Raw genomic sequence first — 25,307 nt, 5'->3', positions numbered from 1 at the left:
GGGGCGGCGGGCAACCTCGGTCGGTCTGATGTTGGGTCTCGGGGCCGCGGCGGAGGCCGGGGCGCTGGAGCTGAGCCTGCCCGCGGGGGCCACGCTGACCGGCGAGGTGCGCCGGGCCGCCGAAGCCTATCTTGTGCCGACGGACGTCTATGCTGACGGGCAGATCCCGGCGATCGACGCCGAGGGGTTCTTTTTGCAGCAGGCGTGGCGGCTGGATGCGCCGGGGCTGACCAGCCTGCAGTTGCAGCGCCCCTTGCGGCGACAGGTCGTCGAGGCAGGGTATTCGATCATGCTGGACTGCGCGGCGCGGGAATGCGGCGGGTTCGATTTTCGGTTCAACACGCGGATATTGCCCGCGCCGGACATGTTCGTGGACCTGCGCGACTATCGCTTCCTGTCTGCGCGCAAGGAGGGGGCGGGAGGCGTCATGGATTACGTGACCGTGCTGGTCAGCCAGGTGTCCGGCAGCGGCTATATCCAGGTCATCCGGCTGGCGCAATCGGAGACGGCGACCGGGAGCCTGACCGCGGAGGAGGCGACGCCGCCGGAGGAAACGGTCACCACCGGCGGGATGCCCGAGGCGGAGACCGGACCGCTGGCGGAGCGGCTGACTCAGATCGGGCACGCGGTCCTGTCGGATCTGGATTTCGAGACCGGCACGGTGTCGCTGGGGCCGGGGCCGCACCCGTCCTTGCAGGCGCTGGCGGCGTTCCTGCGCGAAGACCCGGAGCGGCGCGTGGCGCTGGTGGGGCACACCGACACGGTGGGCACGCTGGAAAACAACACCGCGCTGTCGCGCCGCCGCGCGGCGGCGGTGCTGGAGCGGCTGGTGTCGGAGTATGACATCCCGCGCAGGCAGCTTGCGGCGGAGGGGATGGGATATCTCGCGCCCATTGCCTCGAACCTGACGGAAGAGGGGCGCGAGGCGAACCGGCGAGTGGAGGCGGTGCTGCTCAACACCGAGTGAGGCGCGGGGCCGAGAGGGCGGGATTTGAGTATTTTTGGCAAGAAAAAGCCGGGGTCGGTTTATGAGGCCGGGATGGAGAGCCCGGTGGGACCGCTGCGGGTGACGAGCGACGGCGCATCGATCATTGGCGTTGGCTGGGGGCAGGCCGGGGCGGCGGAGGCGCGGCCCGAACTGGAGGAGGCCTGCGCGCAGCTGGCGGCGTATTTCGAGGGCCGGTTGCAGGCCTTCGATCTGCCGCTGGCCCCCGAAGGATCGGAGTTTCAGCGCGAGGTTTGCGCCGCGATGCTGGCGATTCCGTGGGGCGAGACCCGGGAGTATGGCGATATCGCGAAGGCGCTGGGCGTGCCCGCGCAGGCGGTGGGCGGGGCGTGCGGCGGCAATTCGATCCCGGTGATCATCCCGTGCCACAGGGTTTTGGGCGCCGCTGGGCTGGGCGGTTATTCCGGTGCCGGCGGAATCGAGACCAAGGTCTGGCTGCTGCGCCACGAGGGCGCGGCGGGGCTGTTGCTCTAGGCGTTGCGCTGGGGGATGATCTGTTGCGCGATGCCCGCGAGGGTGAGGTAGACCGAGGTCACCACGAGGCCCCAGTGGGCCCAGCTTTCGGGGTGGAAATCGACCCAGGCGGCCCAGCCGGCGAAGAAAGTCCAGGCGACGATCATCGGCAGGGAAATCCAGCGCCAGCGTTCGGTGCGCACCGGGTGGATGAATTTCAGCGGCAGGAACATCGACACCGCCAGCAGCGTGACGATGGTCAGCGAGACCCAGAAGTTGGGCTCGATCGCGAAGAGCACGAGCGCCAGCATGTTCCAGCAGCCCGGGAAGCCGGAAAACGAGTTGTCTTTCGTCTTCATCCGCGTGTCGGCGAAGTAGAGCGCCGAGGAGTAGGTGATGATGATGATCGCGACCCAGCCGGTCCAGCCCGGCAGCAGGCCGAACTCGAAGAGCGCGAAGGCGGGAATGAAGACGTAGGTGAGGTAGTCGATGATCAGGTCCAGGAGCACGCCGTCGAAGAGCGGGAAGTTGGTCTTGACGTCGTATCTGCGCGCCAGTGGCCCGTCGATGCCGTCCACCGCGAAGGCCACCACCAGCCAGAGGAACATTAGCGACCATTTCTCCTGGATCGCGGCCAGCATCGCCAGCATGGCGAAGACCGCACCCGTGGCGGTCAGCAGATGCACGAGGAGGGCTTTCATACGCAGGCTCATGGCACCCGTGATGGGGGAATGAGGCAGGGGATGCAATTACAAATCGGCGCGGACGGCCTTGGGCGAGGGACGCTGTGGCTTTGGGCCGACAGGGTCAGGCCTTGCCGGGGGCGCGGGCCTTGGGATGGCTCTGGTTGTAGACATCCATGAGGCGGGCGGTGTCGACCGCCGTGTAGGCCTGGGTGGTCGACAGGGACGCGTGGCCCAGAAGTTCCTGTATCGCGCGCAGGTCGCCGCCGGCATTCAGCAGGTGCGTGGCGAAGCTGTGGCGCATGGCATGGGGCGTGGCGGTGGCGGGCAGGCCAAGCTGCATCCGGACGCTGGCCATGAGTCTCTGCACCGCGCGGGGCGAGAGCGCGCCGCCACGGGCGCCGCGGAAAATCGGCGTGTCGGGCTGGGTCGGATAGGGGCAGAGGTCGAGATAGCGGGCCAGGGCGGTTCGGGCGGGGGCGATGACCGGCACGATGCGTTCCTTGCCACCCTTGCCGACGATGCGCAGGCTGTCGCCCACGGGCAGGACGCGGCCGGTGAGGCCAAGCGCCTCGGATACCCGAAGACCGCAGCCGTAAAGCAATGTTATCACCGCCTGGTCGCGGGCGGCGATCCAGCCGGTGGGATGCTGGGTCTCGGCGGTTTCGATGACCGCGCGGGCGGCATCGGGCGTCAGCGGCCGGGGCAGCTTGCGCTGGAACTTGGGCGCGCGGGCGGCGAGGACCGCCGCCGGGTCGACGCCTTCGCGCTCTGCCAGCCAGCCAAAGAAGCTTTTGACCGCCGAGAGCTTGCGCGCGAGGCTGCGGGCGCCCACGTCGCGGCCGCGGGTGAAGGCCATCCAGGAGCGCATGTCCGACACGCTGAGCTTGGCCAGCGCGCCGAGGCCCTGGGACGCGCCCTTGTGCTCGGTCATGAAGGCCAGGAAGTCCGCCACGTCACGCCCGTAGGCGGCGAGCGTGTGAGGGGACGCGCCGCGCAGGGACTTGTGATGATCGAGCCAGGCCTGAAGCGCGTCGCGGGCCGCGGCGGAGATCATGACAGCCATCGGCGCATCGCCCGTTCGAAGATGCCGGCGAAGAAGGACAGAAGGTCGGTGCCCTGTTGCGGGCTGAACTGGTGCGGGTCCTCGGACCCCATGACCAGCAGGCCGGGCAGGCGGCTTTCGCCGAAATCGAGCAGGAGGCACGCCTCGGAGCGCATGAACTCGGCCTCGCGGCCATAGATTCGGGCGTCGCCCTCGTGGACCTGGCGCAGGGTGACCTGGCGCACGGGGCCGGGGTGACCGGCGCCGAGATACCGCTCGATGAAACCCGGTTCGGCGACGGAGAGAACATCGCCCAGGCGCTTGACGGCGGGGTCGGCGTCGTTCTGGACGGATTCCAGCACCAGTTTCACGCAATCGACACGCAGGATGGTGGCGACGTCGCCGCCGAGATTGCGAAGAAAGTCCTCGAACTCGACCGGGTCGAGCATCCGCAGGATGGCGCGGTGCACCTGGTTGGTGCCGGCGAGGTTTTCATACGCGGCGGCGATGACCGAGCGGTGGGTGTCTTCCAGCCGTTCCAGCCGGGCCTCGAGCCGGTCCATGGCGATGCCGCGCAAGTCGACGATATTGTTGCCCATGGCGCGTTCGTTCGCGGCGATGAGGGCGCGCATAAGGTCTTGGTCTTCAAGGATAACATCGGGTTGCGCGATGATCTTGTCGCGCATCTGGTCGTTCATCTCGGGCTTGCTGCTCATGTCTGCCTCTGATTATTTTTTCCAAGCTTATCAGATATGCGGGGGCGATGCCGCAACAGATTTCTCGGCGATGACCGGATTTTTGCGCGCAGCGTGCCCCGGGGGCGTGCCGGGCGTTGTGCTTGCCGGAACGCGAGAGCGCGGCCCGTCCTGCGAGCGCACTGCCAATTCCCTTTGTGCCAATCCGATTCTCCCATAACATCGCGGCAATTGATTTAGATCGCCTTCATTTCGAAAGGATGTGCCATGCGCGCAATTCATTTGGCCCTTGCCGTTGTCCTGTCTTTTCTCGTCCTCTGCCTGGTCCAGGCCAGCCCGATGGCCGCGCAATCCGGCGGCACGGGGATGGGACGTCTTGCAGGGTTTCTGCCGGCCACGGGGCAGGACGACGGCTGGCGATACACCAACAACGGCGACGGTTTCGAAATCGCGAATACCGGCAATCCGCAGGCGATCACGTATTTCTACGTGGGCCCGGAGCCCGACACCGAAGGGCGGCGGCGGGTCGATGTGGAGCTCGAGGTTCATCCCGACAGCGCAGGCTCTGCCGGAGTGCTTTACGGTCTCAACGAGCGGAGGGACCGCTATCACATGATAACGCTCGACGCGCGAGGCATGGTGCGGGTGTTCCGGCGCGACAGCGACGGGGTCCGGCCCCTGGTCGAGATGTCCAGCGACGCGTTCCGGCAGGGTACGGCGAACTGGCTGACCGTCGAGGAGGACGGCGACGGGATCACCTATCTGCTCAATGGCACGTCGCTTGGGTCGGTCGGCGGAGACCTCTTTGGCCATGGCAGTGTCGGCATCGCGGCGGAGGGCGATGTACAGGCCCGATTCACCGCGTTCTCGGATGGGGCTGGCGGCACTCAACCGGACCCCGCGGGCCAGACCACGACCGGCGCCGCTGCGGAAACCACCGGAGCGGCGGCCCTGCCCGAAGACGGGCTGGAAATGCGGCGCGTTCAGATCCTCGACAGCAACGGGCCGACAGGGCAGGCGGTATTGGCCTACGAGACGCTTGTGCCCGCCGGCTGGGAAACGCAGGGCGGCGTGCAATGGAGCCACTCGGATGGCCAGGGGGGCTGTTTTACGGGCGCCGCGCTGATGTGGGGGGCGGGTACGCAGGACCAGGCCTATGGGCTTGCGTACATGAACCCGCTCAGCTGGGGCGTGTCGTCCTACGGGCCGGTGAGCTACATGTGCCTGGGCCAGGACCTGACCGATGCCGAGATGGCGGCGCGGGCCTATTTCCCGGCCGTTTCGACCCTGATGCAGGTCACGATCCAGAACGTGGACCGCCCGCCGGACCTGAAGCCCCTGGTCGAGCTGATCGAACAGCAGTGGCGCGCCAGTTGGCCGGAGACGGCAAGGGCGTGGGCGGACGGGGTCGTGATCCGGGCGCATGTGCGGACCCAGCAGCGCGAGAACGATGCCTATTTCGTAGTGATCACCAAACATGCCGAGGCGAATTACGATGGCGCGATCTTTCGCGACGGGCGGACGGCGCTCGTGATGGGGGTGTTCACCCCCGTGGGCAAACTGGACGAAGGGCATCCCGGCTTTGTCCCCATCCTGAACAACTTGCGGGTCAATCCGCAGTGGAAGCAGCTGGAACGGCAGTGGTGGGCCACCAGATTGCGCCAGCCGCGCCCGGCCGGGGGTGGCGGTGTGGCCGGGGCCGATACCTCGATCGGGGACATGATGTTCGAAAGCTGGAAACGGCGCGAAGGCATGAAGGATGCGGGCCACGCCAAGTCGATCAACGGCATCTGGGAAGTCCAGCCGTGGCAGACGCCCTCGGGCGGCACCGTGTTGCTGAACCAGAACTACAATTACGCGTGGGAATTGCAGAACGGGGCGATCATCCTGACCAACAACGCCAATTTCAACCCGATGCAGGCGTATAACCAGACCGGGCAGCAGATGCAGCGGAATTGACGCGGCCCCGCGCCTCGCGCCGGTCCATGGCGATGCCGCGCAAATCGACGAGGGTGTTGCCTGTCGCGCGCTCGTTCTTGGAAATGGTCTGATTTTCACGGATCGCGGCGTCTGCTTGCGGGAGGCCGCGATCAGTCGGTCTCGAGGCGAAACTTGAGAAACCTAGCGCCGTCGTAGTCGACCTGGCCAACGGGCCTGGCCCCCAGCCGGTCGAGCGCCGCCAGTTTCTTGCGAGACGGCGGCAACAGGAAGGTCACGAAGGGGATGCGGTGATCGGACCGGGCGAAGGCGAGGGCCTGCGCCGTGATGCGCCGGCCGAGGCCGAAGGCGTCCGGCTTCAGGACCAGTCCGAAATCCCACTCGTCGCCTTCTTTCTGGAAACCGCCCCAGCCGACATAGCGGTCGTTGTGCAGGATCGCCCAGTGCCCGAGGCCGTCACGGGCCCAGCACGCTTCCTTTGCTGCCACGAAGCGCCCCACGGTTGCGGCATTCCATGCGGTGGTCAGAAGGGGCATATGGTCCGCCATCCGGGGGTCGGACATGTGCGTCTCGATCTCGGTTGGCTCTATGTCTGACAACCGGGCGAATGTGATTTCGCCGTTCAACTTGGTGTCTTTGGTGTCCACCATAAGGTGATTTGTCCTGTGAACGTGCGCGGCGTGTGGGTCATCGCCATGTGACAGGCCGCGCACCGGGACGCGCGGCCTTCGACACCGTCCGAAATGGATCTGACCCTTGCGGGCCGCCTGACTACAGGATCTTCTGCCCGGTCTTTTCCCAGTCCGCTAGGAACGCGTCCAGCCCTTTGTCGGTCAGGGGATGCGATGCCATTTTCTTGATCACGTCCGGCGGGGCGGTCATCACGTCGGCGCCGATCAGGGCCGATTGGGTGGCGTGGTTGACCGTTCGGATCGAGGCGGCGAGGATTTGGGTCTCATACCCGTAATTGTCATAGATCGTGCGGATGTCGCCAATGAGGTCCATGCCGTCGAGGTTGATGTCATCCAGACGCCCGATGAAGGGCGAGATGAACGTGGCCCCCGCCTTGGCCGCCAGCAGTGCCTGGTTGGCGGAGAAACAAAGCGTGACGTTGACCATGTTGCCCTCGCCCGCGAGCACCTTGCAGGCCTTGAGCCCGTCCCAGGTGAGCGGGACCTTCACGGCGATGTTGTCTGCGATCTCGGCGAGCTTGCGGCCTTCCTCGATCATCTGGTCGGCCTCGACGGCGACGACCTCGGCGGATACGGGGCCTTCGACCAGGCTGCAGATCTCCTTGGTCACTTCGAGGATGTCGCGGCCCGACTTGAGGATCAGCGAGGGGTTGGTGGTGACGCCGTCGACCATGCCCAGGTCGTTCAGTTCCTTGATGGCGTCGACGTCGGCGGTGTCTACGAAGAATTTCATCTCGAAAGGCCCTCTCTTGGCCGCGTTGGGGTTTCCTGTCGGATGCTTTACCTCATAAGGTATGCGCCCGAAACCCCCCGTCCCGGGCATGACCCGGGACCTCGTGACGAAGGTCGCCGTTCTTGACGTATTTCGGTGCAAGTTTTTTCGAAACCGGCCAGCTGGTGGGCGTTCTTACGACGCAACCGTTGGGCCGTGTGCTGGATTACAAGGCGCCGGAGGGTGGCTGTCACCTGGGGGCGTTCGTCGAGGTGCCGCTGGGGCCGCGCAAGGTGCTGGGCGTGGTCTGGGGCGCGGGGGCCGGGGATTATGACCTGTCGAAGATTCGGTCCGTCATCCGGGTGCTGGACGCGGCACCCATGCGCGAGGAGTTGCAGGCCTTCATCGCCAAGGCCGCCGATTACACGCTGACGCCGCTGCCCGCGATGCTGCGGCTGGCGACGCGCGCGCCGGGGCTGGGCGACCCGCCGTCGATGCAGAAGATCTATCGGCTGGGCGAGGGGCGGCCCGATCGCGACACCGAGGCGCGGCGCAAGGTGATCGCCGTGCTGAAGGAATATGGCGGGCTGGGCTTTACCCTGAAGGAAGTGAGCGACATGGCCGGGGTGACGTCCTCGGTCGTGAAGGGGCTGGTGAAGCAAGGGGTTGTCCGTGAGGAAGACACGCCGCGCGATGCGCCGTTTCCACGGCTGGACCCGGCGCGGCCGGGGGCGGAGCTGACCGAGGATCAGGCGGTGGCGGCGGATGCGCTGCGCGCGGGGCTGCGCGAGGGCGTGTTCGGGACGACCCTGCTGCGCGGTGTCACCGGGTCGGGCAAGACGGAGGTGTACCTGGAGGCGGTGGCGGAATGCATCGCGCAAGGGCGGCAGGCGCTGGTCCTGTTGCCGGAGATCGCGCTGACCTCGGAATTCCTGACGCGGGTGCAGGCGCGGTTCGGGGTGAAGCCCGCCGAGTGGCATTCGGGCGTCACCATGACCGAGCGGCGGCGGATCTGGAAGATGGTGGGACAGGGGCAGTGCCAGCTGGTGGTGGGCGCGCGGTCGGCGTTGTTCCTGCCGTTTCGGGACCTGGGGCTGATCGTTGTCGATGAGGAGCACGACACCTCCTACAAGCAGGAGGACGGGGTGCTTTACAATGCGCGCGACATGGCGGTGTTGCGCGGTAGTCTGTGTGCGGCGCAGGTGGTGCTGGCCTCGGCCACGCCGAGCCTGGAGACATGGGCCAATGCGGAGGCCGGAAAGTACCGGCGGCTGGACTTGACGGCGCGGTTCGGACCGGCGGTGATGCCAGAGCTGCGCGCGGTGGATATGCGCGATGAGCGGCTGGCCAGCAACGCGTGGGTTTCACCCACCCTACGGGCCGCCGTCGAGTCGCGACTGGCGAAGGGCGAGCAGTCGCTCTTGTTCCTGAACCGGCGGGGTTATGCGCCGGTGACGATCTGCCGGGCCTGCGGGCACCAGGTGGGGTGCGATCATTGCGACGCGCGGATGGTCGAGCATCGCTTCCTGAAGCGGTTGGTCTGTCACCAGTGCGGCGAGACCAAGCCCATGCCCGAGGCCTGCCCGGCCTGCGGCGTCGAGGGCAAGCTGGCCGCCGTGGGCCCCGGCGTGGAGCGGATGACTGAAGAGGCGGTGGCGCTTTTCCCCGAGGCGCGGGTGGCGACGCTATCGTCGGACATGTTCGGATCGGCGCGCGCGCTGAAGGCGCAGATCGAGGAGATCGCGGCGGGGGGCGCGGACATTATCGTAGGCACGCAGCTGGTGGCGAAGGGGCACAACTTTCCCAACCTGACTTTGGTCGGCGTGATCGACGCCGATCTGGGGCTTCAGGGGTCGGATTTGCGCGCTGCCGAGCGGACGTTCCAGTTGATGCGGCAGGTGGCGGGGCGCGCGGGGCGGGCCGAGAAGGCCGGGGTGGCGCTGTTGCAGACCTTCCAGCCGGAGCACCCGGTGATCCGGGCCATTCTGACCGGCGACGAGGAAGGCTTCTGGCGCGCCGAGGCCGGGGAGCGGCAACATGCGGCTGTGCCGCCCTTCGGGCGGATGGCGGGGATCATCCTGTCTTCGACCGACATGCAGGAGGCGTTCGATATCGGGAATGCGCTGGCGCGCAACGACGGCCCGATCCGGGCGGTGGGCGCGCAAGTCTTTGGGCCGGCGCCGGCGCCCATCGCGCGGGTGCGGGGGCGGCACCGTGTGCGGCTGTTGGTGAAGGCGCCGAAGGGGGTGGCCTTGCAAGGCGCGCTGGCTCAGTGGATCGCGCCGGTCAAGGGGTCGAGCCAGTTCCGGCTGGCGGTGGATATCGACCCGCAGAGTTTCATGTGAGCGTCTCGCGAGAGGTCCCGGGTCAAGCCCGGGACGGGGTTCCTGGGGCCGGGTGATCGCCAGACCGCGGGCTGGCGTCCTGCCGGCCTTTCAGCGCACTTTATCAACGCCAACTCCGGAAAACTTCAAATGGAAGCGCCGACGTCTGCCAATCGCCAGCCCGGGGGGCGGTCTGGCGATCGCGCGGCGGCGCAGCAAGCTGCGCCTTGACTCCGCGCGGCTTGAAATTCATGCGGCCCGCGCGCCCACGCCTCTTTGATCGACCAGGAAATCCGTCACCATGGCACCGATCCACATCGAGAAGAGCGCCAGCCATGCGGTGCCGGCGAAGATCGACGCGCCGGTGACGCCGTTGCCGATGGAGCACCCCCCGGCCAGCATCGCGCCGAAGCCCATCATCACCGCGCCGGTCATCATCCGGCGCATGTTGGCGGCATCCTCGAATCCCTGGAAGCGGAATTCGCGGGCATAGGACGAGGCAAGGAAGCTGCCGAGGAAGACGCCCGGCACCAGGCCGATATCGAAGTTCAGCACCGGGTCCGAGACCAGGAAGAACATCAGCGTATTGGCCGAGGGGCCGCTGAACGTGGCGCTTGTCACCGCGACGGGCTCGAAGCTGACCGAGGCGAGCGCGAAGGTCGAGACCCAGCCCACCGCCACGGCAAAGCCGACGCCGGAGGCGAAGAGCAGGCGGGCGGCGCCGATGCGGTTGCGGCGCGAGACGACGAGGGCGAGAGCGGCGAAGCCGAGGCCGATCAGGAGGCCCCCATAGGAGGGCAGGCCGAGCGTGCTGAGCAGGTCCATGTTGTGGCCGCCCGACGTGGTCCAGAGCGCGGCCAGTCGGGTGCGCAGCCCCGAGAGCATGCCCGACAGGCTCATTTGTGCCGCGACGGCAAAGACCAGGCCAGCGGTGATGGCCCGCAGGTTGCCGGTGGCCGCGAGCACCAGCAAACGGCCCGGACATCCGCGCGCCAGCACCATGCCCGCGCCGAAGACCAGCCCGCCGATCACCGCGCCCGACCAGCTGCCGGGGATGGCCATCATGCGGGCATCGGACGCACGGAAAAGGCCCAGAAGCTGCGCGCCCTGCACCCAGACCACGCCGGTGGAGAAGGTCAGGAACCAGACCGCGATGCGGTCGCCCATGCGGCCACGGGCGAATTCCACCGCCGCCGCGCGCAGGCAGAAGCGCGAGCGCTGCGCCGCGACGCCGAAGATCACGCCGGTCAGAAGGCCCAGGAGCGCCGCTGCCGGGGCCTCGTCGATCCATTCCACGAGGGCGAGAATGTCCATGACCCGTGCCTTTCGTTGCGCATCGGGTCATGCCACCGGACCGGATGCGTGGCCTTGATCCAGATCAGGCCGCGTATTTTTGCACAGCCGCCTTGCGCGGGAGGGAATGGTCAAAGCCGGAAGATGGGCGTAAAGCACGTGCATGGCGAGGACATACCCCCTTGAACTGGCGCGCGAGCTGCCGATCTGGAAGCGGCCCGTGGCGCTGCTCTTTCTGATGGCGGCGGCGATGCCGCTGGCCTTTGCGACGTGGTCTGCGCTGCTCAACAATTTCGTCATCGAAGCGGCGGGGTTCGACGGCTCGGATATCGGCTGGTTGCACACGGTGCGGGAAATCCCCGGTTTCCTGGCCATCGGGGTGATCGCCATCATCGTTTTCATGCGCGAGCAGACGCTGGCGTTGGTGTCGCTGATCCTGCTGGGCGTGGCCACGGCGATTACCGCTTGGTTCCCGTCCCTGGGCGGGATCCTGACGATCACGATGCTGAGCTCGATCGGGTTTCACTATTTCGAGACGGTGAACCAGTCGTTGCAGCTGCAATGGCTGAAGAAGGAGCGCGCGCCGCAGATGCTGGGCTGGCTGCTGGCCGCCGGGTCTGGCACGACGCTGGTGGCCTACGTGCTGATCGTGATGACGTGGGAGACGTTGGATCTGAGTTACAACACCGTCTACATGATCGCGGGCGGGGCGACGGTGCTGATCGCGCTGTACTGTATCGTCGCGTTCCCGCAATTCGAGGCGCCCAATCCGCAGATCAAGAAGATGGTGCTGCGCCGGCGCTATTGGCTCTATTACGCGCTGCAATTCATGGCCGGTGCGCGGCGGCAGATCTTCATCGTCTTCGCCGGTTTCATGATGGTCGAGAAATTCGGCTTTGAAGTGCACGAGGTCACCGCGCTCTACCTGATCAACCTGGTGGCCAACATGGTGTTCGCGCCGCTGATGGGCCGGGCGGTGCATGTGTTCGGGGAGCGGGCGACGCTGTTGTTCGAATACGCGGGGCTGGCGATCGTGTTCCTGCTCTATGGCGGCTTGTATTTCTTCGGCTGGGGCGTGGTGCTGGCGGCGACGCTTTACGTGGTGGACCATTTGCTGTTCGCGCTGGCGCTGGCGCTGAAGACCTATTTCCAGAAGATCGCCGATCCGGGCGATATCGCGCCCACCGCCGCGGTGGCGTTCACGATCAACCATATCGCCGCCGTGTTCTTGCCCGCCGCGCTGGGGTACTTGTGGCTGATGTCGCCTGTGGCGGTGTTCGTGATGGCCGCCGCGATGGCGGGCGTGTCATTTATCCTGGCGATGCTTATTCCCCGTCACCCCGAACCGGGGTATGAGACGATCCTGACCGCCCGGGCGCCCGCCCCGGCGGAGTGATCTTATCGCCAAGGGAGGCTCTATGCCCACATTCACCGCTTTGACGACCCTGCCCGGAAAATCCGAGGCCGAAGCCCTGGGCGAGGCGCTGGAACGTCTGACACCCGAGCCCACGGGCGTGGGCGTGTTCGAGCTGGAGGACGGCTCGGGCCTGTGGGAAGTAGGCGGCTATTTCGAGGCGGAACCGGATGCGGCGGGGCTGGCGCTGCTGGCGTCGCTGCACGGGGCGAAGGATTTCACCGTCTCGGAACTGCCCGAGACGGACTGGGTCGCCAAGGTGAAGCGGGAACTGACACCGGTGGTGGCGGGGCGGTTCTTTGTCCACGGCAGCCATGACGCCGACAAGGTGCCCGAGGATGCGCTGCCGCTGTTGATCGAGGCGTCGATGGCGTTCGGCACCGGGCATCACGGCACGACGCTGGGCTGCCTGAAGGCGCTGGACCGGCTGAACGCCGAGCAGGGCGCGCAAGACAGTGTGCTGGATCTGGGCTGCGGCACGGCGGTGCTGGCCATGGCGGCGGCGCGGGTCTGGCCCGAGGCGACGATCCTGGCCAGCGACATCGACGCCGTGGCGGTCGAGGTGGCAGAGGTCAACGTGGCGGCCAACGACCTGATGGGCCGGGTGCGTTGCCTGGAGGCCGAAGGGCTGGACCATCCGGGAATCGCCGGGGCCGCGCCGTTCGACCTGGTGTTCGCCAATATCCTCAAAGCCCCCCTGATCGCGCTGGCGCCGGGGATCACCGATGCGCTGAAGTCGCGGGGCAGGGTGATTCTGTCCGGTATTTTAAACGAGCAGGCCGACGAGGTTGCGGCGGTCTATACCGAGGCTGGAAACAGTGTCGTGTCACGGGACCAGATTGGTGAGTGGACGACGATAATGACCCGTAAAAGTGTCTGAAAAGGCTTGGAAAAACAGTCATATTAAGGCAGGTGCCCCACTTTTGCCACATTTCAAACCTAGTTTGATCATCAAGGGCCGGGGATGAGATACAGTAGGACGCTGCCATGACCAACGCCACCAACACCTACCAGGGCTTCGACGCCCGACTGAAGAAAATCAACCGTAACCGCACCCGCCTTGCCAACGGCTATTCGGCCAAGGTGACCCGCGACGGCCTGATCGTTTTCCGCCCCAAGCGCCGGGCGCAGGGGTTTTCGGTTCGCGGTCTGGCGTTCCTGGTTCTGGGCGTGTTCCTGTTCAAGGGGATGATCCTCGCGCATCTCGGCGGCACGATCTATGACCAGCGGGTCGATGCGCTGAAATCCGGCACGGTGGTGGAACAGGCCGGTGCCTTCGTGATGCAGAAAGACACTGTTTCCGCAACCATCGCGCAATACCTGCGCCCCTTCGTGAAGTAACGATCAACGACGTCTGGCCTCTCAGCCCTCCAAAGACGCCTCTCTCGATACGAAAAGCCCTGCACGTTGGTCCGCGTGCAGGGCTTTTTGCTGTCCGGCGCAGGGAGAGGACGCCGGGCGGGCGGAATCCGCAATTAGCGGATCGCGCGTTCGATGTCGCCGCGCGACAGGCCGATATCGTCCAGTTCGCGGTCGCTCAGGCGGCTGAGCGCGTTGCGGGTGACGCGGGCGTCGTTCCAGGCGGAAACGGTGGCGAGAATGCGCGCGAAGATGGAGCCGAAATGGGCGCCGTGGTGCACGCTGCGGGTGTTGTCGATTGCAGCCATTGTCATGGTCCTTCGTATAAGTCGGTACGTTTGTTCTTCTGAAGCTGCAGGTAGGGGGTTGCGCTGATTTGGACAACACGCATTTTCCGCATAGTCACTATGCAGGCGCTGCATGGGTGAATTTACTTTAACGTCATGTTAATGCTGTATTTTTGATGGTCACATATTGTGCGCATGATCCCGGAAAGGCTGTGACATGCATACCGCGCAGGACTGGCCCGATCGCCCGGGGGCGTGGAAGGGCTTGGCGTATGTTCCCCTTTCGTGCTAGTGGCTTGGAAAACAATCAAGGGCGGGCAGTGCAGATGCGGGTCATCGGGATCGATCCGGGCCTACGCAACCTCGGGTGGGGCGTGATCGACATGGAGGGCAGCCGCTTGAGCCATGTGGCGAACGGGGTGTGCCACGGGGACGGGGGCACGCTGGCCGAGCGGCTGTTGTCGTTGCACGGCCAACTTACAGATATCTTTGGAAAATACGCGCCCGGCGCGGCGGCGGTGGAGCAGACCTTCGTCAACAAGGACGGGGCCGGCACGCTGAAGCTGGGCCAGGCGCGGGGCATTGCCCTGCTGGTGCCGGCGCAGTTCGGGCTGGATGTGGGCGAATATGCCCCCAACACGGTGAAGAAGACGGTGGTGGGCGTGGGCCATGCCGGCAAGGAGCAGGTGGCGCATATGGTGCGCGTGCAACTGCCGGGGGTCGAACTGGCCGGGGCGGATGCCGCCGACGCGCTGGCGATTGCCATCTGCCATGCGCATCACGGGGGCGCGCGAGCGCTGAAAGAGAAGGTGCGCGCATGATCGGGCGGATCGCGGGACGCATCGACTATCGCGCCGCCGATCACGTGCTGATCGACGTGAAGGGCGTTGGTTACCTTGTCTATTGCTCGGACCGGACGTTGGCGGCGCTGCCGGGGGCGGGCGAGCATGTGGCGCTTTATACCGATCTGCTGGTGCGCGAGGACCTGTTGCAGCTCTATGGCTTCACCTCGCTGGTCGAGAAGGAATGGCACCGCCTGCTGATGAGCGTGCAGGGGATCGGGGCGAAGGCGTCGCTGGCGATCCTGGGGACGCTGGGGCCCGACGGTGTGGGCCGCGCGATTGCGCTGGGTGACGTGAACGCGGTGAAGGCGGCCAAGGGGATCGGCCCCAAGACAGCGCAGCGCGTGGTGATCGAGCTGAAGGACAAGGCGCCGGAGGTGATGGCGATGGGCGCGAGCGCGCCGATGCCTGCGCCGGAGGGGCCCGCCGACGAAGAGGTGATCGAGACACCGGTGGCGAAGGCGCCGCCCCCGAAGGCCCCGAGTGGCGCGGCACAGGCCGAGGCACTTTCGGCGCTGACCAACCTCGGCTACGGCCCCGGCGAGGCGGCGGGCGCGGTGGCGCAGGCGGCGGGCGAGATGCCCGACGCGGCGACGGCGGACCTCATCCGCGCCGCGCTGAAGCTGCTGGCGCCGAAGGGATGAAGCGCGGGCGGATGATCGGGCCTTGCGGCCTGCCGCGTGGACGTGGGACGATTGACGCATGACCGAGCCTGACCCGACCTTGCGCCCCGAGGCGCTGCCCGAGGATGTGGACCGCGCGCTGCGACCGCAGGCGCTGGCGGATTTTATCGGGCAGGCGGAGGCACGCGCTAACCTGAAGGTGTTCATCCAGTCGGCCCGGCAGCGGGGCGAGGCGATGGATCACACGCTGTTTCACGGCCCCCCCGGCCTGGGCAAGACGACGCTGGCGCAGATCATGGCGCGCGAGCTTGGCGTGGGGTTTCGCATGACCTCCGGCCCGGTGCTGGCCAAGGCGGGCGACCTGGCGGCGATCCTGACCAACCTCGAGGCTAATGACGTTCTCTTCATCGACGAGATCCACCGGCTGAACCCGGCGGTGGAAGAGGTGCTTTACCCCGCGATGGAGGATTTCGAGCTGGACCTGGTGATCGGCGAAGGCCCGGCGGCGCGGACGGTGCGGATCGAGCTGCAGCCCTTCACGCTGGTGGGGGCGACGACGCGGCTGGGCCTGCTGACGACGCCCTTGCGCGACCGGTTCGGGATCCCCACGCGGTTGCAGTTCTACACCGAGGACGAGTTGCACGAGATCGTGACGCGCAACGCGCAGAAGCTGGGCGTGCCGGCAGAAGCGCAGGGCGCGCGGGAGATCGCGCGGCGCGCGCGTGGCACGCCACGGGTGGCCGGACGGCTCTTGCGGCGCGTGGTGGATTTCGCCGTGGTCGAGGGCAACGGGCGGATTACGCAAGGCCTGGCGGACAGCGCGCTGACCCGGCTGGGCGTGGATGGGCTGGGCCTTGACGGGGCCGACCGGCGGTATTTGCGGCTCATTGCCGAGGCCTACCAGGGCGGGCCGGTGGGGATCGAGACGCTGAGCGCGGCACTGAGCGAGAGCCGCGATGCGCTGGAAGAGGTGATCGAGCCGTTCCTGCTGCAGCAGGGGCTGATCCAGCGCACGCCGCGGGGGCGGATGCTGGCGCAACGCGCCTGGGCGCATCTGGGGATGGCGGCGCCGAGGGCGGCGGGGTCGGGCGATTTGTTCGGCAAGTAGCGCCAGAAGAGTTTCGTGCCTTCGGCGAGGATATTTGTCGCCAGAGGAAGGGGGCTTTGACTTGCATGGGGCGGCGGCTTTGGTAGGGAGACGGCATGGCTGATCTGATCTCTCCCGAAGGTGTCGAGGCGCTGTTTACCCGCGCCGATGGCTCTTACCTTTTTGCCCGTTGGGGGCGGCCCATCGTGCCGGTGGTGTTCGGGACGGATGACAAGACGCTGGAAATCGTCAAGGGCGCGGTCGAGGCCGTGGTGATGATGGCGGGCCACCGGATGGCCGAGACCGACCCGGAACTGGGCGTGAACCTTATGTTTTTCTTCTTCCGGGAGTGGGATGAGCTGCTGGAGGTGCCGGACATGGATCGGATGATCCCCGACCTTAGCCCGCTGGTGGCGCGGCTGAAGGCGGCGGATGCCAACCAGTACCGGATCTTCCGCTTTGACGAGGCCGGCGCGATCAAGGCCAGCTTTGTTTTCCTGCGGATGGACGATCAATTGTCCCAGGTGCCCGCCGACACGCTGGCGCTGGCGCAGGTGGCGCAGACGATCCTGTTGTGGTCCGACACGGCCTTTACCGACCGCTCGGTGCTGGCGCAGGCGGGCGAGGGGCAGGTGATCCTGCGGCCCGATATCGGCGCGGTGATCCGGGCGGGGTACGATCCGGTCATGCCCGCCGTGGCGCAGGACGCCAGCCACGCGCTGCGCCTGAGTGCGCGGCTGGGGCAGATGTAGCCGTTGCGGGCCTTTGTCGGTGTCCCGCTGGAGGACGCGGCCATCGAGGCGCTCTTGCCGGTGCAGGAGGCGCTGCGGCAGGGGCGGCTGGTGGACGAGGAGAACCTGCACCTGACGCTGGCCTTTCTCGACGATCAGCCGGAGGACGTGCTGGCGGAACTGGATGCGGCGCTGGGCGAGATCCGCGTGCCGCGCTGGGACATGGAGTTTACCGGGGTGGAGGCCAAGGGCGGCCGGCGGCCGGCGCTGGTCTGGGCCGATGTGGCGAAGGCGCAGCCGCTGCGGCAATTGCATGACAAGGTGCGCGGCGCGGCGCGGCTGGCGGGGATCGACCTGCCGCGCGAGCGGTTTCGCCCGCATGTCACGCTGGCCCGGTTTGGCCGCTCGCGTCCGGTGGACATGGGCCGGTTGACCGCGTTCCTTGGCACGTATGGCGGATTTCGCGCGGGGCCGTTCCCGGTGGAGCGGTTCTGCCTTTATGCCTCGACCCTGACGCCCGAGGGGCCGGTCTATGACGTGCTGGCGGAGTATCCGCTCTAGCGGCCCCCTCTTCCTCTGGCCGAAAATATCCCGGGGAACGGTGAACCGCAGGTTCGCCGTGGGGCGGAGCCCCTCTTTTGCGTTGCCGTCGCCACCCGCGCGCCGTAGAAGGCGGGCATGGCCCATTCCTTTCCCATCCGCGTTTATTACGAAGATACCGACATGGCCGGGATCGTCTATTATGCCAATTACCTCAGGTACATAGAGCGGGCGCGCAGCGACTGGGTGCGGGGGCTGGGGGTCGACCAGAACGCGATGCGGCGCGACGATGGCGTGGTCTTTGCCGTGCGGCGGGTCGAGGCCGACTATCACCACCCGGCGAAATTCGACGACGAACTGGAAGTGCGCACGAGCGTCGTCACCGTCACCGGCGCGCGGCTGATCATGGAGCAGAAGGTTCTGCGCGGCGAGGAACTGGTCTTTTCGGCACAGGTGACCATCGTCTGCATCAACGACACCGGCCATCCGGCGCGTCTACCGGCGAATATCCGCCTGATGCTGCACTGATCACCCGCAATTGACCGCGCGGATACGGTTGATGTTGGCTTTCCCCTTGGAAATCGTCTAGTTTCGCGCTCAATACGGCCAGTCAACAAGGCCCGGCAAAGCAAAGAGCAGGCAGATGGAAGCAGAAACCCTGGCAATGGCACAGGAGATGGATTTCTCGCTGTGGGCGCTATTCGCACGCGCAACGCTGATCGTGAAACTGGTGATGCTGATGCTGATCGTGGCGTCCTTCTGGGCGTGGTCGATCATCATCCAGAAGACGATCACCTATCGCAAGGCCCGCGCCGAGGCCGAGGCGTTCGACCGCCGCTTCTGGTCGGGCGAGCCGCTGGATGAGCTTTTCGACGAGATCGGGCCCGATCCGGCGGGGCAGTCCGAGCGGGTCTTTGCCGCGGGGATGAGCGAGTGGCGCAGGTCGCATCGCACCGACGGCGCACTGATCGCGGGCGCCACGGCACGGATCGACCGCAGCATGGACGTGGCGATCGTGAAGGAAAGCGAGAAGCTGCAGAGCGGGCTGACTATTTTGGCCTCGATCGGGTCGGTGTCGCCCTTCGTGGGCCTGTTCGGCACGGTCTGGGGCATCATGAATGCCTTCATCGAGATCGCCGAACAGCAGAACACCAACCTGGCCGTCGTCGCGCCGGGGATCGCCGAGGCGCTTCTGGCCACGGGCCTGGGCCTGCTGGCGGCCATCCCGGCGGTGGTGTTCTACAACAAGCTGAGCGCGGATGCGGACCGGATCGTGGCCAGCTACGAGGCGTTTGCCGACGAGTTCGCGACCATCCTGAGCCGGCAATTGGACAGCTGACATGGGTGCTGGCGTCGTCCAAAAATCAGGTGACACGGGCCGCAGGCGCAGAGGTCGCGGGCGCAGCCGTCCGATGGCGGAAATCAACGTCACGCCCTTCGTGGACGTGATGCTGGTGCTGCTGATCATCTTCATGGTGGCGGCGCCCCTGATGACCGTGGGCGTGCCGGTGCAGCTTCCCGAGACCGCGGCCAATGCCCTGCCGGGCGAGGAAGAAGAGCCGCTGACCGTGACTCTGACCGCCGAGGGGGTCGTCATGATCCAGACCACCGAGGTGCAGCGCGGCGAGTTGGTGAACCGGCTGCGCGCCATCGCCACGGAACGCGACAGCACGCGGGTGTTCCTGCGCGCGGACGGGGCGGTGCCCTATTCGGACGTGATGCAGGTGATGGGCGCGCTCAATCGCGGCGGGTTCGCCAATATCGGGCTGGTGACCGATACCGGCGGGCCGACGCTTGACGAGCAGGGCGGCTGAGATGCGGCTGGACACCGGGCAGATCATTTCCGGTGTGGCTCATACGGGCCTGATCGTCGTTGCCATTTTCGGCGGGGCGTTCCAGTCCGAGCCGTTGCCGTTCGAGATCACCGAGGTGACGGCCATCTCGGAAGAGGAATACGCGGCGATGGTCGCCGAGCCGTCGCCGGATGCGGTGGCCAATGTCGATACGCCCGAGCCGCCCGAGGAGGGACAGGCCCCCGAGCTGTCGTCCGAGGCCGACGCCGCGCCCGAGCAGGACCAGCCCGAGGTGACGGAAACCGCCGAGCCGGACCCGGTGCCCGAGGCCGTCGAGCCCGAGCCGACCCCCGTGCCCGAGGCCGAGATCGCCGACGCTCCGCAGGAGCCGACGCCGCCGCAGGAGGATACCGCCGTTCTGGCGCCGCAGCAGTCCGAACGCCCGCAGCCCCGGCCCGCGCCACGCGTGGCGCCGGAGGCGGTGGAGCAACCGGAACCGGATGTCGAAATCGCCGACGTCGACCAGCAGGCGCCCGAGCCTGCCGAGCAGGCCGAGGAGCCCGAGCCGGAGCAGGAGGAAACCGCGCGGCAGGAGGCCACGACCGAGATCGTGACCGAAGCCGAGGAGGTGGCATCCGCCGCGCCGACACGCTCGGTGCGCCCGCGCACGCGGCCCGAGCAGCCGACCCCGGCGGCCCAGCCGGACCCGGATCCCGAGCCGCGCGACGAACCGGCGCAGCAGGCCGACCCGGAACCGGCGGCGGAGCCCGAGACGCAAGAGGCCACCAGCCCCGACAGTTCGGCGGTGAACGACGCGTTGGCCGAGGCGCTGGGCAGCGACCCTGAACCGCAGGGCACGCCGCAAGGCCCGCCGCTGACGGCAGGCGAAAAGGACGGGTTGCGCGTGGCGGTGCAGCAGTGCTGGAACGTCGGCTCGCTGAGTTCCGAGGCGCTGGCCACCACGGTGACGGTGGCGGTGTCGATGTCGGAGGATGGCCGTCCGATCACCAACTCGATCCGCATGATCGGTAGCGAGGGTGGCAGCAACTCCTCTGCGCAGCAAGCGTTCGAGGCGGCGCGGCGGGCGATCATTCGGTGTGGAGCGAGCGGGTACGATCTGCCTGTCGAGAAATTCGCCACGTGGCGTGACATCGAAATGACATTCAACCCGGAGAACATGCGGATCAGATGAGACACGGGGCGATCACAGCTGTCATCATGCTGGCGGGGCTTGCGGCCCCGCTGTCGGCATGGGCTGCAGAGGACGGTTCGGTGCGGCCAAAACTGCCGGGCGAGGTGGCCCCGGTCCCGGAAGTTGCCCAGGCCGAGGCGGCGGCCCGTGATAGTCGTGCCTGGATCGGCGATCTGCGACAGCAAGTGCAGGCCTGCTGGAACCAGCCCAAGGGCGGCGCTGTTGTCACCGTAGCGTTCGAGATGAACCGGGACGGCACGGTGGTGGACGACAGCCTGCGCTCAATTCCCCGTGAGATGGCCGACACGGGCTCTTTCATGACGGCACGGCGTGCCATTCTGAGATGCAGTCGGACGGGATTTGACTTGCCAGCGGATCAATATGATGTGTGGCGCAACATCGAGATGACATTCGACCCGGTGGTCGAAGGGGAGCAGTGATATGAGAGTAATTCTGGCCCTTGTGGCGATCCTTGCAGGCCTTGCGGCGCCGGTGATGGCGCAGGACGAGCGCAGCGGACCGCTGAGGATCGAGATCACCGAGGGTGTGATCGAGCCCTTGCCCTTTGCCGTGCCGAATTTCGTGGCCGAGAGCGCACAGGCGCAGGAGATGGCCGCCAATATCACGCGGGTCATCGCCGCCGACCTGACCGGCACGGGCCTGTTTCGCGAGATTCCGCAGGACGCGCATATCGCGCGAGTCACGGCGTTTTCCAGCCCGGTTCAATTCGCCGACTGGAAGGCGATCAACGCGCAGGCGCTGATCGTGGGCGGCGTCAGCGTGGACGACAGCGGCAAGGTCGTCGTGAAGTTCCGGCTTTATGATGTGTTCGCGGGGCAGCAGATGGGCGATGGCCTGCAATTCGTGGGCACCACCGATGGCTGGCGGCGCATCGCGCACAAGGTCTCGGACCAGGTTTACGCGCAGCTGACCGGCGAGGACCCGTATTTCGACAGCCGCGTCGTGTTCGTCTCCGAAACCGGGCCAAAGGATGCGCGGCAGAAGCGGCTGGCGATCATGGATTACGACGGCGCCAATGTGACCTACCTGACCGACAGCGCGTCGATCGTGCTGGCGCCACGGTTTTCGCCGGGCGGGGACCGGGTGCTGTACACCAGCTATGAAAGCGGCTTTCCCAAGATTTACGTGCTGGACGTGGCGACGGCGGGGCGCAACGTGCTGAACGCCGCCGATGGCGAAATGAGCTTCGCGCCGCGCTTTGCGCCCAACGGGCAGACCATCGTCTACAGCCTGACCACGGGCGGCAATACCGACCTTTATCAGCTGAACATCGGCAGCGGGCAGACCTCGCGCCTGACCACCACGCCGTCGATCGAAACCGCGCCCAGCTTCAGCCCCGACGGCAGCAAGATCGTGTTCGAATCCGACCGCTCGGGCACGCCGCAGCTCTACGTGATGCCTGCGGGTGGCGGCGAGGCGACGCGGATCAGCTTCGGGCAGGGCCGCTATGGCACGCCGGTGTGGTCGCCGCGCGGCGACCTGATCGCCTTTACCAAGCAATCCAAAGGCCGGTTCCATATCGGCGTGATGCGCACCGACGGCAGCGAGGAACGCCTGCTGACCGCGTCCTTCCTGGACGAGGGGCCGACATGGGCGCCCAATGGCCGGGTGATCATGTTTGCTCGCGAAACCCAAGGCGCGCAGGGCACGTCGAGCCTGTGGTCGGTGGACATCACCGGGCGCAACCTCAAGCAGGTGCGCACCGACACCGGCGCCTCGGATCCGTCCTGGGGGCCGTTGCAGAACTGAGGCCGCAAAAGGGACATGCATCCGCCGCGGGCCTATGATATTAACCATTGCAAGAGCAACAAGACATCGAGTGGGGCACTGAAATGAGACATCTGAGCAAGGCATTGATCGTGGTGGCGGGACTGGCGGTAAGCGCGTGCAGCAACCCCGACCGGTTCGGCGACCAATATGCCGACGGCACGGGCGCCGGCGGCGCCGGAGCCGGCGCTGTGGCCGGAACCGCGCAGGATCCGCAATCGCCGCTTTACTTCCAGCAGACGATCGGCGACCGGGTGCTGTTCGCGGTGGACCAGTCGACCCTGTCGCCCACGGCGACGGCGACGCTGGACGGGCAGGCGCAATGGCTGGCCACCAACGTGGAATACAACGCCATCATCGAAGGCCATGCCGACGAGCAGGGCACGCGGCAATACAACATCGCGCTGGGCGCGCGGCGCGCCAATGCGGTGCAGGAATACCTGATCTCGAGGGGCGTCAGCCCGGCGCGGCTGAAGGTCATCAGCTATGGCAAGGAACGCCCGCTGGAGATTTGCAGCGAGGAATCGTGCTATGCCAAGAACCGCCGCGCCGTGACGGTGATCTCGGCCGTGCCGACAAGCTGATAGGACGAAAGGCGGGGTGAACATGCGTCGTGTGATACTGGGCCTTGTGGTGGCCGCGTTCGGGATGGGGCCGGTTTCGGCCTCGGCGCAGGCCAATACCGAAACCCTGGCGGATATCCGGCAGGAGCTGTCGGTGCTCTATGTCGAGTTGCAGAAGCTGAAGCGCGAGTTGAACACCACCGGGGCCGCGGGCACCGCGACGGTGGGCGGCAGCGTGCTGGACCGGGTGAACACGATCGAATCCGAGTTGCAGCGGTTGACGTCGAAGACGGAAGAGCTGGAGTTCCGCATCGACAGCGTGGTGACCGACGGCACCAACCGGGTGGGCGACCTGGAGTTCCGGATCTGCGAGCTGGAGCCCTCCTGTGATATCGGCAGCATCGAGCCCGGCGACACGCTGGGCGGGGTGGAACCGTCGACGGGCGGCAACGCGGGCGGCACGGGCACCGCCCCGGCCACCGGCACGACCGGCGGCGCGACCACCGAAGGCTCCACGGGCAGCACCACCGGCAGCACCACGGGCACCGATACCGGCGTGCAGATGGCTGCCGCGGAGCAGGCCGATTTCGACGCCGCCATGGCGGCCTTCGAGTCCGGTGAATACACCGCCGCGGCCACGCAGTTCGAGCGTTTCACCACCAACTATCCCGGCAGCCCGATGGAAGCGCAGGCCGGGCTGAAGCGGGGCGAGGCGCTGGAGAAGGCCAATGACATGACCGGAGCGGCGCGCGCCTATCTGGATACGTTCAGCACCGCGCCCGATGGCCCGCAGGCGCCGCAGGCGCTTTTCCTGCTGGGCCGGTCGCTGGGCCAGCTTGGGCAGACCAACGAGGCCTGCCTGACATTGGGGGAGGTGGCGCAGCGCTTTCCGCAGTCGCCTGCGGTCGGACAGGCGACGCAGGCGATGCAGAACCTTGGGTGTTCGTGAACCGACCCAACGCGCATATTCTGGATCAGTTCGTGGCGACATTCGGCAATGCCCGGCCCCATCGGCTGGGCATTGCCGTGTCCGGGGGCAGCGATTCTCTGGCGCTTCTGGTGCTGGCGCGGCACTGGGCCGCGCAGGGCGGGCCGGAGCTCCATGCGGTGACGGTGGATCATGGCCTGCGCGACGGCTCGGCTGACGAGGCGGCGGGGGTCGCCGCCTTGTGCGCGCGGCTTGGCGTGGCGCACCGGACCCTGGAATGGCGCGGCTGGGGCGGGGCGGGCAACCTGTCCGACGCCGCGCGGCGCGCCCGCTACGGGCTGATCGCCGACTGGGCCGAGGCCGAGGGCATCACCGACGTGGTGCTGGGCCATACCCTGAACGACGTGGCCGAGACCTTTGTCATGCGCCTGTCGCGCGAGGCCGGCGTCGACGGGCTGGCCACGATGACGCCGGGCTGGCGGCAGGGCGCGGTCGAGTTTCGCCGGCCGCTGCTGCAGGTGTCCCGGGCCGAGTTGCGGACATTGGTCACGGCAGAGGGGCTGGACTGGATCGACGACCCGACGAATACCGATGACGCGTTCGAGCGGGCGCGGGTGCGCAAGGCGCTGGGCGTGTTGGAGGGACTGGGGATAACCGCGCGCGGTCTGGGCACCGTGGCGCGCCACATGTCCGAGGTGCGCCAGGCGCTGTACTGGTACGTGTTCGTGGAGGCGCGCAGGTATGTCACGTTCGACCGGGGCGACGTCGTGATCGAGCGCAAGGGGTTTCGCACCCTGCCGCGGGACATCTGCCGCCGCATGGTGCAGGAGATCCTGCGCTGGATCAGCGGCGCGGAATACGGCCCGCGCGGCAAGGCCGTGGACCTGATGCTGGAGGCGATCCGCGGCGGCAACGGCATGACGCTGCACGGCGTGATGATGAGCGTGGGTGCCGATCACCTGCGCTTCACCCGCGAGCCGCAGGCGGTGGCGCAGCTGCGCGCGGCGCCCGGCGCGGCGTGGGACGGACGCTGGCGGCTGGACGGGCCGTGGCCCGACGGGGCCGAGGTGGCCGCGCTGGGCGAGGCGGGGCTGGCGCAGTGCGAGGATCGGGTGCGGCCCGGCTTGCCGCGGGCGTCGCTTATGGCCAGCCCGGCGGTCTGGCGGGGCGGGCATTTGGTCGCGGCACCGCTGGCGGGGGTCGCAGAAGGCTGGTCCGCCACGCTCTTGCGGGATGAAGACATGTTCTTTGCCGGCATTCTTGCGCATTGAACAACACGTAACGATCTCTATTTATAACACTCGGGTCCTGTGGTAGGT

At 66.9% G+C, this 25,307-nt stretch carries 28 protein-coding genes; 21 read left to right on the top strand and 7 right to left on the bottom strand.

The genetic code is table 11. From position 1 onward, the window contains the following. Positions 1–28: 28 nt before the first annotated feature. Both FIU85_RS07030 and FIU85_RS07025 read left to right on the top strand, forming a co-directional pair. A complete protein-coding gene (locus FIU85_RS07030) occupies positions 29–967 on the top strand; it encodes an OmpA family protein (protein WP_152496366.1) in 939 nt (312 codons plus the stop codon). A 72-nt stretch (positions 968–1,039) separates the two neighbouring features. Further along, entirely contained in the window at positions 1,040–1,480 is a 441-nt protein-coding gene (locus tag FIU85_RS07025) for a methylated-DNA--[protein]-cysteine S-methyltransferase (protein WP_152494393.1), read from the top strand. Here the strand turns inward: FIU85_RS07025 and FIU85_RS07020 are convergent. The 3 genes from FIU85_RS07020 to FIU85_RS07010 all read right to left on the bottom strand — a co-directional run bounded on the left by FIU85_RS07020 (position 1,477) and on the right by FIU85_RS07010 (position 3,903). Further along, positions 1,477–2,172 (bottom strand): phosphatidylcholine/phosphatidylserine synthase, encoded by a 696-nt coding sequence (locus FIU85_RS07020; protein ID WP_152496365.1) that lies wholly within the window; start codon positions 2,170–2,172, stop codon positions 1,477–1,479. The two genes, FIU85_RS07025 and FIU85_RS07020, sit on opposite strands and share 4 nt — an antisense overlap. Positions 2,173–2,266: 94 nt before the next feature. Beyond that, positions 2,267–3,199, bottom strand: coding sequence for a tyrosine recombinase XerC (locus tag FIU85_RS07015; protein ID WP_152494394.1), 933 nt, complete (start codon positions 3,197–3,199; stop codon positions 2,267–2,269). Further along, positions 3,196–3,903 carry a DUF484 family protein gene (locus tag FIU85_RS07010; protein ID WP_152496364.1) on the bottom strand — a complete coding sequence of 236 codons (708 nt, stop codon included), beginning with the start codon at positions 3,901–3,903 and terminating at the stop codon, positions 3,196–3,198. Before FIU85_RS07010 ends, FIU85_RS07015 begins: the two co-directional genes overlap by 4 nt. A 246-nt stretch (positions 3,904–4,149) precedes the next feature. Between FIU85_RS07010 and FIU85_RS07005 the strand changes: the two genes are divergently transcribed. Continuing rightward, positions 4,150–5,841: a hypothetical protein gene (locus tag FIU85_RS07005; RefSeq protein ID WP_152496363.1), complete on the top strand. Its 1,692-nt coding sequence runs from the start codon at positions 4,150–4,152 to the stop codon at positions 5,839–5,841. Positions 5,842–5,972: 131 nt separating this feature from the next. Here the strand turns inward: FIU85_RS07005 and FIU85_RS07000 are convergent, their stop codons facing one another. Beyond that, the gene (locus tag FIU85_RS07000) at positions 5,973–6,470 is read right to left on the bottom strand and encodes a GNAT family N-acetyltransferase (RefSeq protein WP_152496362.1); all 498 of its coding nucleotides are present in this window, start codon (positions 6,468–6,470) and stop codon (positions 5,973–5,975) included. 121 nt (positions 6,471–6,591) lie between these two features. Next, on the bottom strand, positions 6,592–7,245 hold the full coding sequence (gene fsa, locus FIU85_RS06995) for a fructose-6-phosphate aldolase (protein ID WP_152496361.1): 654 nt from the start codon (positions 7,243–7,245) through the stop codon (positions 6,592–6,594). Positions 7,246–7,367: 122 nt separating this feature from the next. On the opposite strand from fsa, the gene FIU85_RS06990 reads away from it, so the two are divergent. Continuing rightward, positions 7,368–9,569, top strand: a complete 2,202-nt coding sequence (locus FIU85_RS06990; protein ID WP_152496360.1) for a primosomal protein N' — start codon at positions 7,368–7,370, stop codon at positions 9,567–9,569. A 228-nt stretch (positions 9,570–9,797) separates the two neighbouring features. Here the strand turns inward: FIU85_RS06990 and FIU85_RS06985 are convergent, their stop codons facing one another. Further along, on the bottom strand, positions 9,798–10,862 hold the full coding sequence (locus FIU85_RS06985) for a YeeE/YedE family protein (protein WP_152496359.1): 1,065 nt from the start codon (positions 10,860–10,862) through the stop codon (positions 9,798–9,800). Between the two features lie 142 nt (positions 10,863–11,004). Between FIU85_RS06985 and FIU85_RS06980 the strand changes: the two genes are divergently transcribed. From FIU85_RS06980 to FIU85_RS06970, 3 genes are all read left to right on the top strand, one after another. Next, positions 11,005–12,237 carry an MFS transporter gene (locus FIU85_RS06980; protein ID WP_152496358.1) on the top strand — a complete coding sequence of 411 codons (1,233 nt, stop codon included), beginning with the start codon at positions 11,005–11,007 and terminating at the stop codon, positions 12,235–12,237. 22 nt (positions 12,238–12,259) lie between these two features. After that, complete coding sequence (locus tag FIU85_RS06975; RefSeq protein ID WP_152496357.1) at positions 12,260–13,135, top strand: 50S ribosomal protein L11 methyltransferase; 876 nt, start codon at positions 12,260–12,262, stop codon at positions 13,133–13,135. A gap of 107 nt (positions 13,136–13,242) precedes the next feature. Then, positions 13,243–13,596 (top strand): hypothetical protein, encoded by a 354-nt coding sequence (locus tag FIU85_RS06970; RefSeq protein ID WP_152496356.1) that lies wholly within the window; start codon positions 13,243–13,245, stop codon positions 13,594–13,596. A gap of 134 nt (positions 13,597–13,730) precedes the next feature. Here the strand turns inward: FIU85_RS06970 and FIU85_RS06965 are convergent, their stop codons facing one another. Continuing rightward, complete coding sequence (locus tag FIU85_RS06965) at positions 13,731–13,922, bottom strand: DUF1127 domain-containing protein (RefSeq protein ID WP_152491425.1); 192 nt, start codon at positions 13,920–13,922, stop codon at positions 13,731–13,733. 305 nt (positions 13,923–14,227) lie between these two features. Here FIU85_RS06965 and ruvC point away from each other — a divergent pair, with 305 nt between their 5' ends. The 14 genes from ruvC (at position 14,228) to tilS (ending at position 25,259) form a co-directional block, all read left to right on the top strand. Further along, the gene (ruvC, locus tag FIU85_RS06960; protein WP_152498200.1) at positions 14,228–14,722 is read left to right on the top strand and encodes a crossover junction endodeoxyribonuclease RuvC; all 495 of its coding nucleotides are present in this window, start codon (positions 14,228–14,230) and stop codon (positions 14,720–14,722) included. Further along, the gene (ruvA, locus tag FIU85_RS06955) at positions 14,719–15,387 is read left to right on the top strand and encodes a Holliday junction branch migration protein RuvA (RefSeq protein WP_152496355.1); all 669 of its coding nucleotides are present in this window, start codon (positions 14,719–14,721) and stop codon (positions 15,385–15,387) included. Before ruvC ends, ruvA begins: the two co-directional genes overlap by 4 nt. Positions 15,388–15,445: 58 nt before the next feature. Beyond that, positions 15,446–16,474: a Holliday junction branch migration DNA helicase RuvB gene (ruvB, locus tag FIU85_RS06950; RefSeq protein ID WP_152496354.1), complete on the top strand. Its 1,029-nt coding sequence runs from the start codon at positions 15,446–15,448 to the stop codon at positions 16,472–16,474. A gap of 107 nt (positions 16,475–16,581) precedes the next feature. Next, on the top strand, positions 16,582–17,205 hold the full coding sequence (locus tag FIU85_RS06945) for a hypothetical protein (protein ID WP_152498199.1): 624 nt from the start codon (positions 16,582–16,584) through the stop codon (positions 17,203–17,205). Between the two features lie 3 nt (positions 17,206–17,208). After that, the gene (thpR, locus tag FIU85_RS06940) at positions 17,209–17,745 is read left to right on the top strand and encodes an RNA 2',3'-cyclic phosphodiesterase (RefSeq protein WP_152491429.1); all 537 of its coding nucleotides are present in this window, start codon (positions 17,209–17,211) and stop codon (positions 17,743–17,745) included. 117 nt (positions 17,746–17,862) lie between these two features. Continuing rightward, positions 17,863–18,252, top strand: a complete 390-nt coding sequence (ybgC, locus tag FIU85_RS06935; RefSeq protein ID WP_152496353.1) for a tol-pal system-associated acyl-CoA thioesterase — start codon at positions 17,863–17,865, stop codon at positions 18,250–18,252. A gap of 115 nt (positions 18,253–18,367) precedes the next feature. Next, the gene (gene tolQ / locus FIU85_RS06930) at positions 18,368–19,063 is read left to right on the top strand and encodes a protein TolQ (protein ID WP_057791871.1); all 696 of its coding nucleotides are present in this window, start codon (positions 18,368–18,370) and stop codon (positions 19,061–19,063) included. A gap of 1 nt (position 19,064) precedes the next feature. After that, a complete protein-coding gene (gene tolR, locus FIU85_RS06925; RefSeq protein ID WP_057791869.1) occupies positions 19,065–19,538 on the top strand; it encodes a protein TolR in 474 nt (157 codons plus the stop codon). A gap of 1 nt (position 19,539) precedes the next feature. Next, positions 19,540–20,709 (top strand): energy transducer TonB, encoded by a 1,170-nt coding sequence (locus FIU85_RS06920; protein WP_368372981.1) that lies wholly within the window; start codon positions 19,540–19,542, stop codon positions 20,707–20,709. Further along, positions 20,706–21,149, top strand: coding sequence for a cell envelope integrity protein TolA (locus FIU85_RS06915; RefSeq protein ID WP_152496352.1), 444 nt, complete (start codon positions 20,706–20,708; stop codon positions 21,147–21,149). Before FIU85_RS06920 ends, FIU85_RS06915 begins: the two co-directional genes overlap by 4 nt. Before the next feature lies 1 nt (position 21,150). After that, positions 21,151–22,479 (top strand): Tol-Pal system beta propeller repeat protein TolB, encoded by a 1,329-nt coding sequence (gene tolB / locus FIU85_RS06910; protein WP_152491432.1) that lies wholly within the window; start codon positions 21,151–21,153, stop codon positions 22,477–22,479. Between the two features lie 83 nt (positions 22,480–22,562). Further along, positions 22,563–23,081, top strand: coding sequence for a peptidoglycan-associated lipoprotein Pal (gene pal / locus FIU85_RS06905; protein ID WP_152496351.1), 519 nt, complete (start codon positions 22,563–22,565; stop codon positions 23,079–23,081). A 22-nt stretch (positions 23,082–23,103) separates the two neighbouring features. Further along, positions 23,104–24,009: a tol-pal system protein YbgF gene (gene ybgF / locus FIU85_RS06900; protein ID WP_152496350.1), complete on the top strand. Its 906-nt coding sequence runs from the start codon at positions 23,104–23,106 to the stop codon at positions 24,007–24,009. Continuing rightward, the gene (gene tilS / locus FIU85_RS06895) at positions 24,006–25,259 is read left to right on the top strand and encodes a tRNA lysidine(34) synthetase TilS (RefSeq protein ID WP_254703019.1); all 1,254 of its coding nucleotides are present in this window, start codon (positions 24,006–24,008) and stop codon (positions 25,257–25,259) included. The genes ybgF and tilS overlap by 4 nt, the downstream gene beginning before the upstream one ends. The last annotated feature ends 48 nt before the right edge of the window (positions 25,260–25,307 follow it).

The sequence above is a fragment of the Roseovarius sp. THAF8 genome (assembly GCF_009363735.1).
In the GTDB taxonomy this organism is placed as follows: Bacteria; Pseudomonadota; Alphaproteobacteria; order Rhodobacterales; family Rhodobacteraceae; genus Roseovarius.
This window is presented reverse-complemented; position numbering and strand designations above follow the sequence as displayed.

Excerpts from the sequence above, each read along its gene's own strand:
- FIU85_RS07030 (WP_152496366.1), top strand. The coding sequence starts at position 29 with ATGTTGGGTCTCGGGGCCGCGGCGGAGGCCGGGGCGCTGGAGCTGAGC.
- FIU85_RS07025 (WP_152494393.1), top strand. The coding sequence starts at position 1,040 with ATGGAGAGCCCGGTGGGACCGCTGCGGGTGACGAGCGACGGCGCATCG.
- FIU85_RS07020 (WP_152496365.1), bottom strand. The coding sequence starts at position 2,172 with ATGAGCCTGCGTATGAAAGCCCTCCTCGTGCATCTGCTGACCGCCACG.
- FIU85_RS07015 (WP_152494394.1), bottom strand. The coding sequence starts at position 3,199 with ATGATCTCCGCCGCGGCCCGCGACGCGCTTCAGGCCTGGCTCGATCAT.
- FIU85_RS07010 (WP_152496364.1), bottom strand. The coding sequence starts at position 3,903 with ATGAGCAGCAAGCCCGAGATGAACGACCAGATGCGCGACAAGATCATC.
- FIU85_RS07005 (WP_152496363.1), top strand. The coding sequence starts at position 4,150 with ATGCGCGCAATTCATTTGGCCCTTGCCGTTGTCCTGTCTTTTCTCGTC.
- FIU85_RS07000 (WP_152496362.1), bottom strand. The coding sequence starts at position 6,470 with ATGGTGGACACCAAAGACACCAAGTTGAACGGCGAAATCACATTCGCC.
- fsa (WP_152496361.1), bottom strand. The coding sequence starts at position 7,245 with ATGAAATTCTTCGTAGACACCGCCGACGTCGACGCCATCAAGGAACTG.
- FIU85_RS06985 (WP_152496359.1), bottom strand. The coding sequence starts at position 10,862 with ATGGACATTCTCGCCCTCGTGGAATGGATCGACGAGGCCCCGGCAGCG.
- FIU85_RS06980 (WP_152496358.1), top strand. The coding sequence starts at position 11,005 with ATGGCGAGGACATACCCCCTTGAACTGGCGCGCGAGCTGCCGATCTGG.
- FIU85_RS06975 (WP_152496357.1), top strand. The coding sequence starts at position 12,260 with ATGCCCACATTCACCGCTTTGACGACCCTGCCCGGAAAATCCGAGGCC.
- FIU85_RS06970 (WP_152496356.1), top strand. The coding sequence starts at position 13,243 with ATGACCAACGCCACCAACACCTACCAGGGCTTCGACGCCCGACTGAAG.
- FIU85_RS06965 (WP_152491425.1), bottom strand. The coding sequence starts at position 13,922 with ATGGCTGCAATCGACAACACCCGCAGCGTGCACCACGGCGCCCATTTC.
- ruvC (WP_152498200.1), top strand. The coding sequence starts at position 14,228 with ATGCGGGTCATCGGGATCGATCCGGGCCTACGCAACCTCGGGTGGGGC.
- ruvA (WP_152496355.1), top strand. The coding sequence starts at position 14,719 with ATGATCGGGCGGATCGCGGGACGCATCGACTATCGCGCCGCCGATCAC.
- ruvB (WP_152496354.1), top strand. The coding sequence starts at position 15,446 with ATGACCGAGCCTGACCCGACCTTGCGCCCCGAGGCGCTGCCCGAGGAT.
- ybgC (WP_152496353.1), top strand. The coding sequence starts at position 17,863 with ATGGCCCATTCCTTTCCCATCCGCGTTTATTACGAAGATACCGACATG.
- tolQ (WP_057791871.1), top strand. The coding sequence starts at position 18,368 with ATGGAAGCAGAAACCCTGGCAATGGCACAGGAGATGGATTTCTCGCTG.
- tolR (WP_057791869.1), top strand. The coding sequence starts at position 19,065 with ATGGGTGCTGGCGTCGTCCAAAAATCAGGTGACACGGGCCGCAGGCGC.
- FIU85_RS06920 (WP_368372981.1), top strand. The coding sequence starts at position 19,540 with ATGCGGCTGGACACCGGGCAGATCATTTCCGGTGTGGCTCATACGGGC.
- FIU85_RS06915 (WP_152496352.1), top strand. The coding sequence starts at position 20,706 with ATGAGACACGGGGCGATCACAGCTGTCATCATGCTGGCGGGGCTTGCG.
- tolB (WP_152491432.1), top strand. The coding sequence starts at position 21,151 with ATGAGAGTAATTCTGGCCCTTGTGGCGATCCTTGCAGGCCTTGCGGCG.
- pal (WP_152496351.1), top strand. The coding sequence starts at position 22,563 with ATGAGACATCTGAGCAAGGCATTGATCGTGGTGGCGGGACTGGCGGTA.
- ybgF (WP_152496350.1), top strand. The coding sequence starts at position 23,104 with ATGCGTCGTGTGATACTGGGCCTTGTGGTGGCCGCGTTCGGGATGGGG.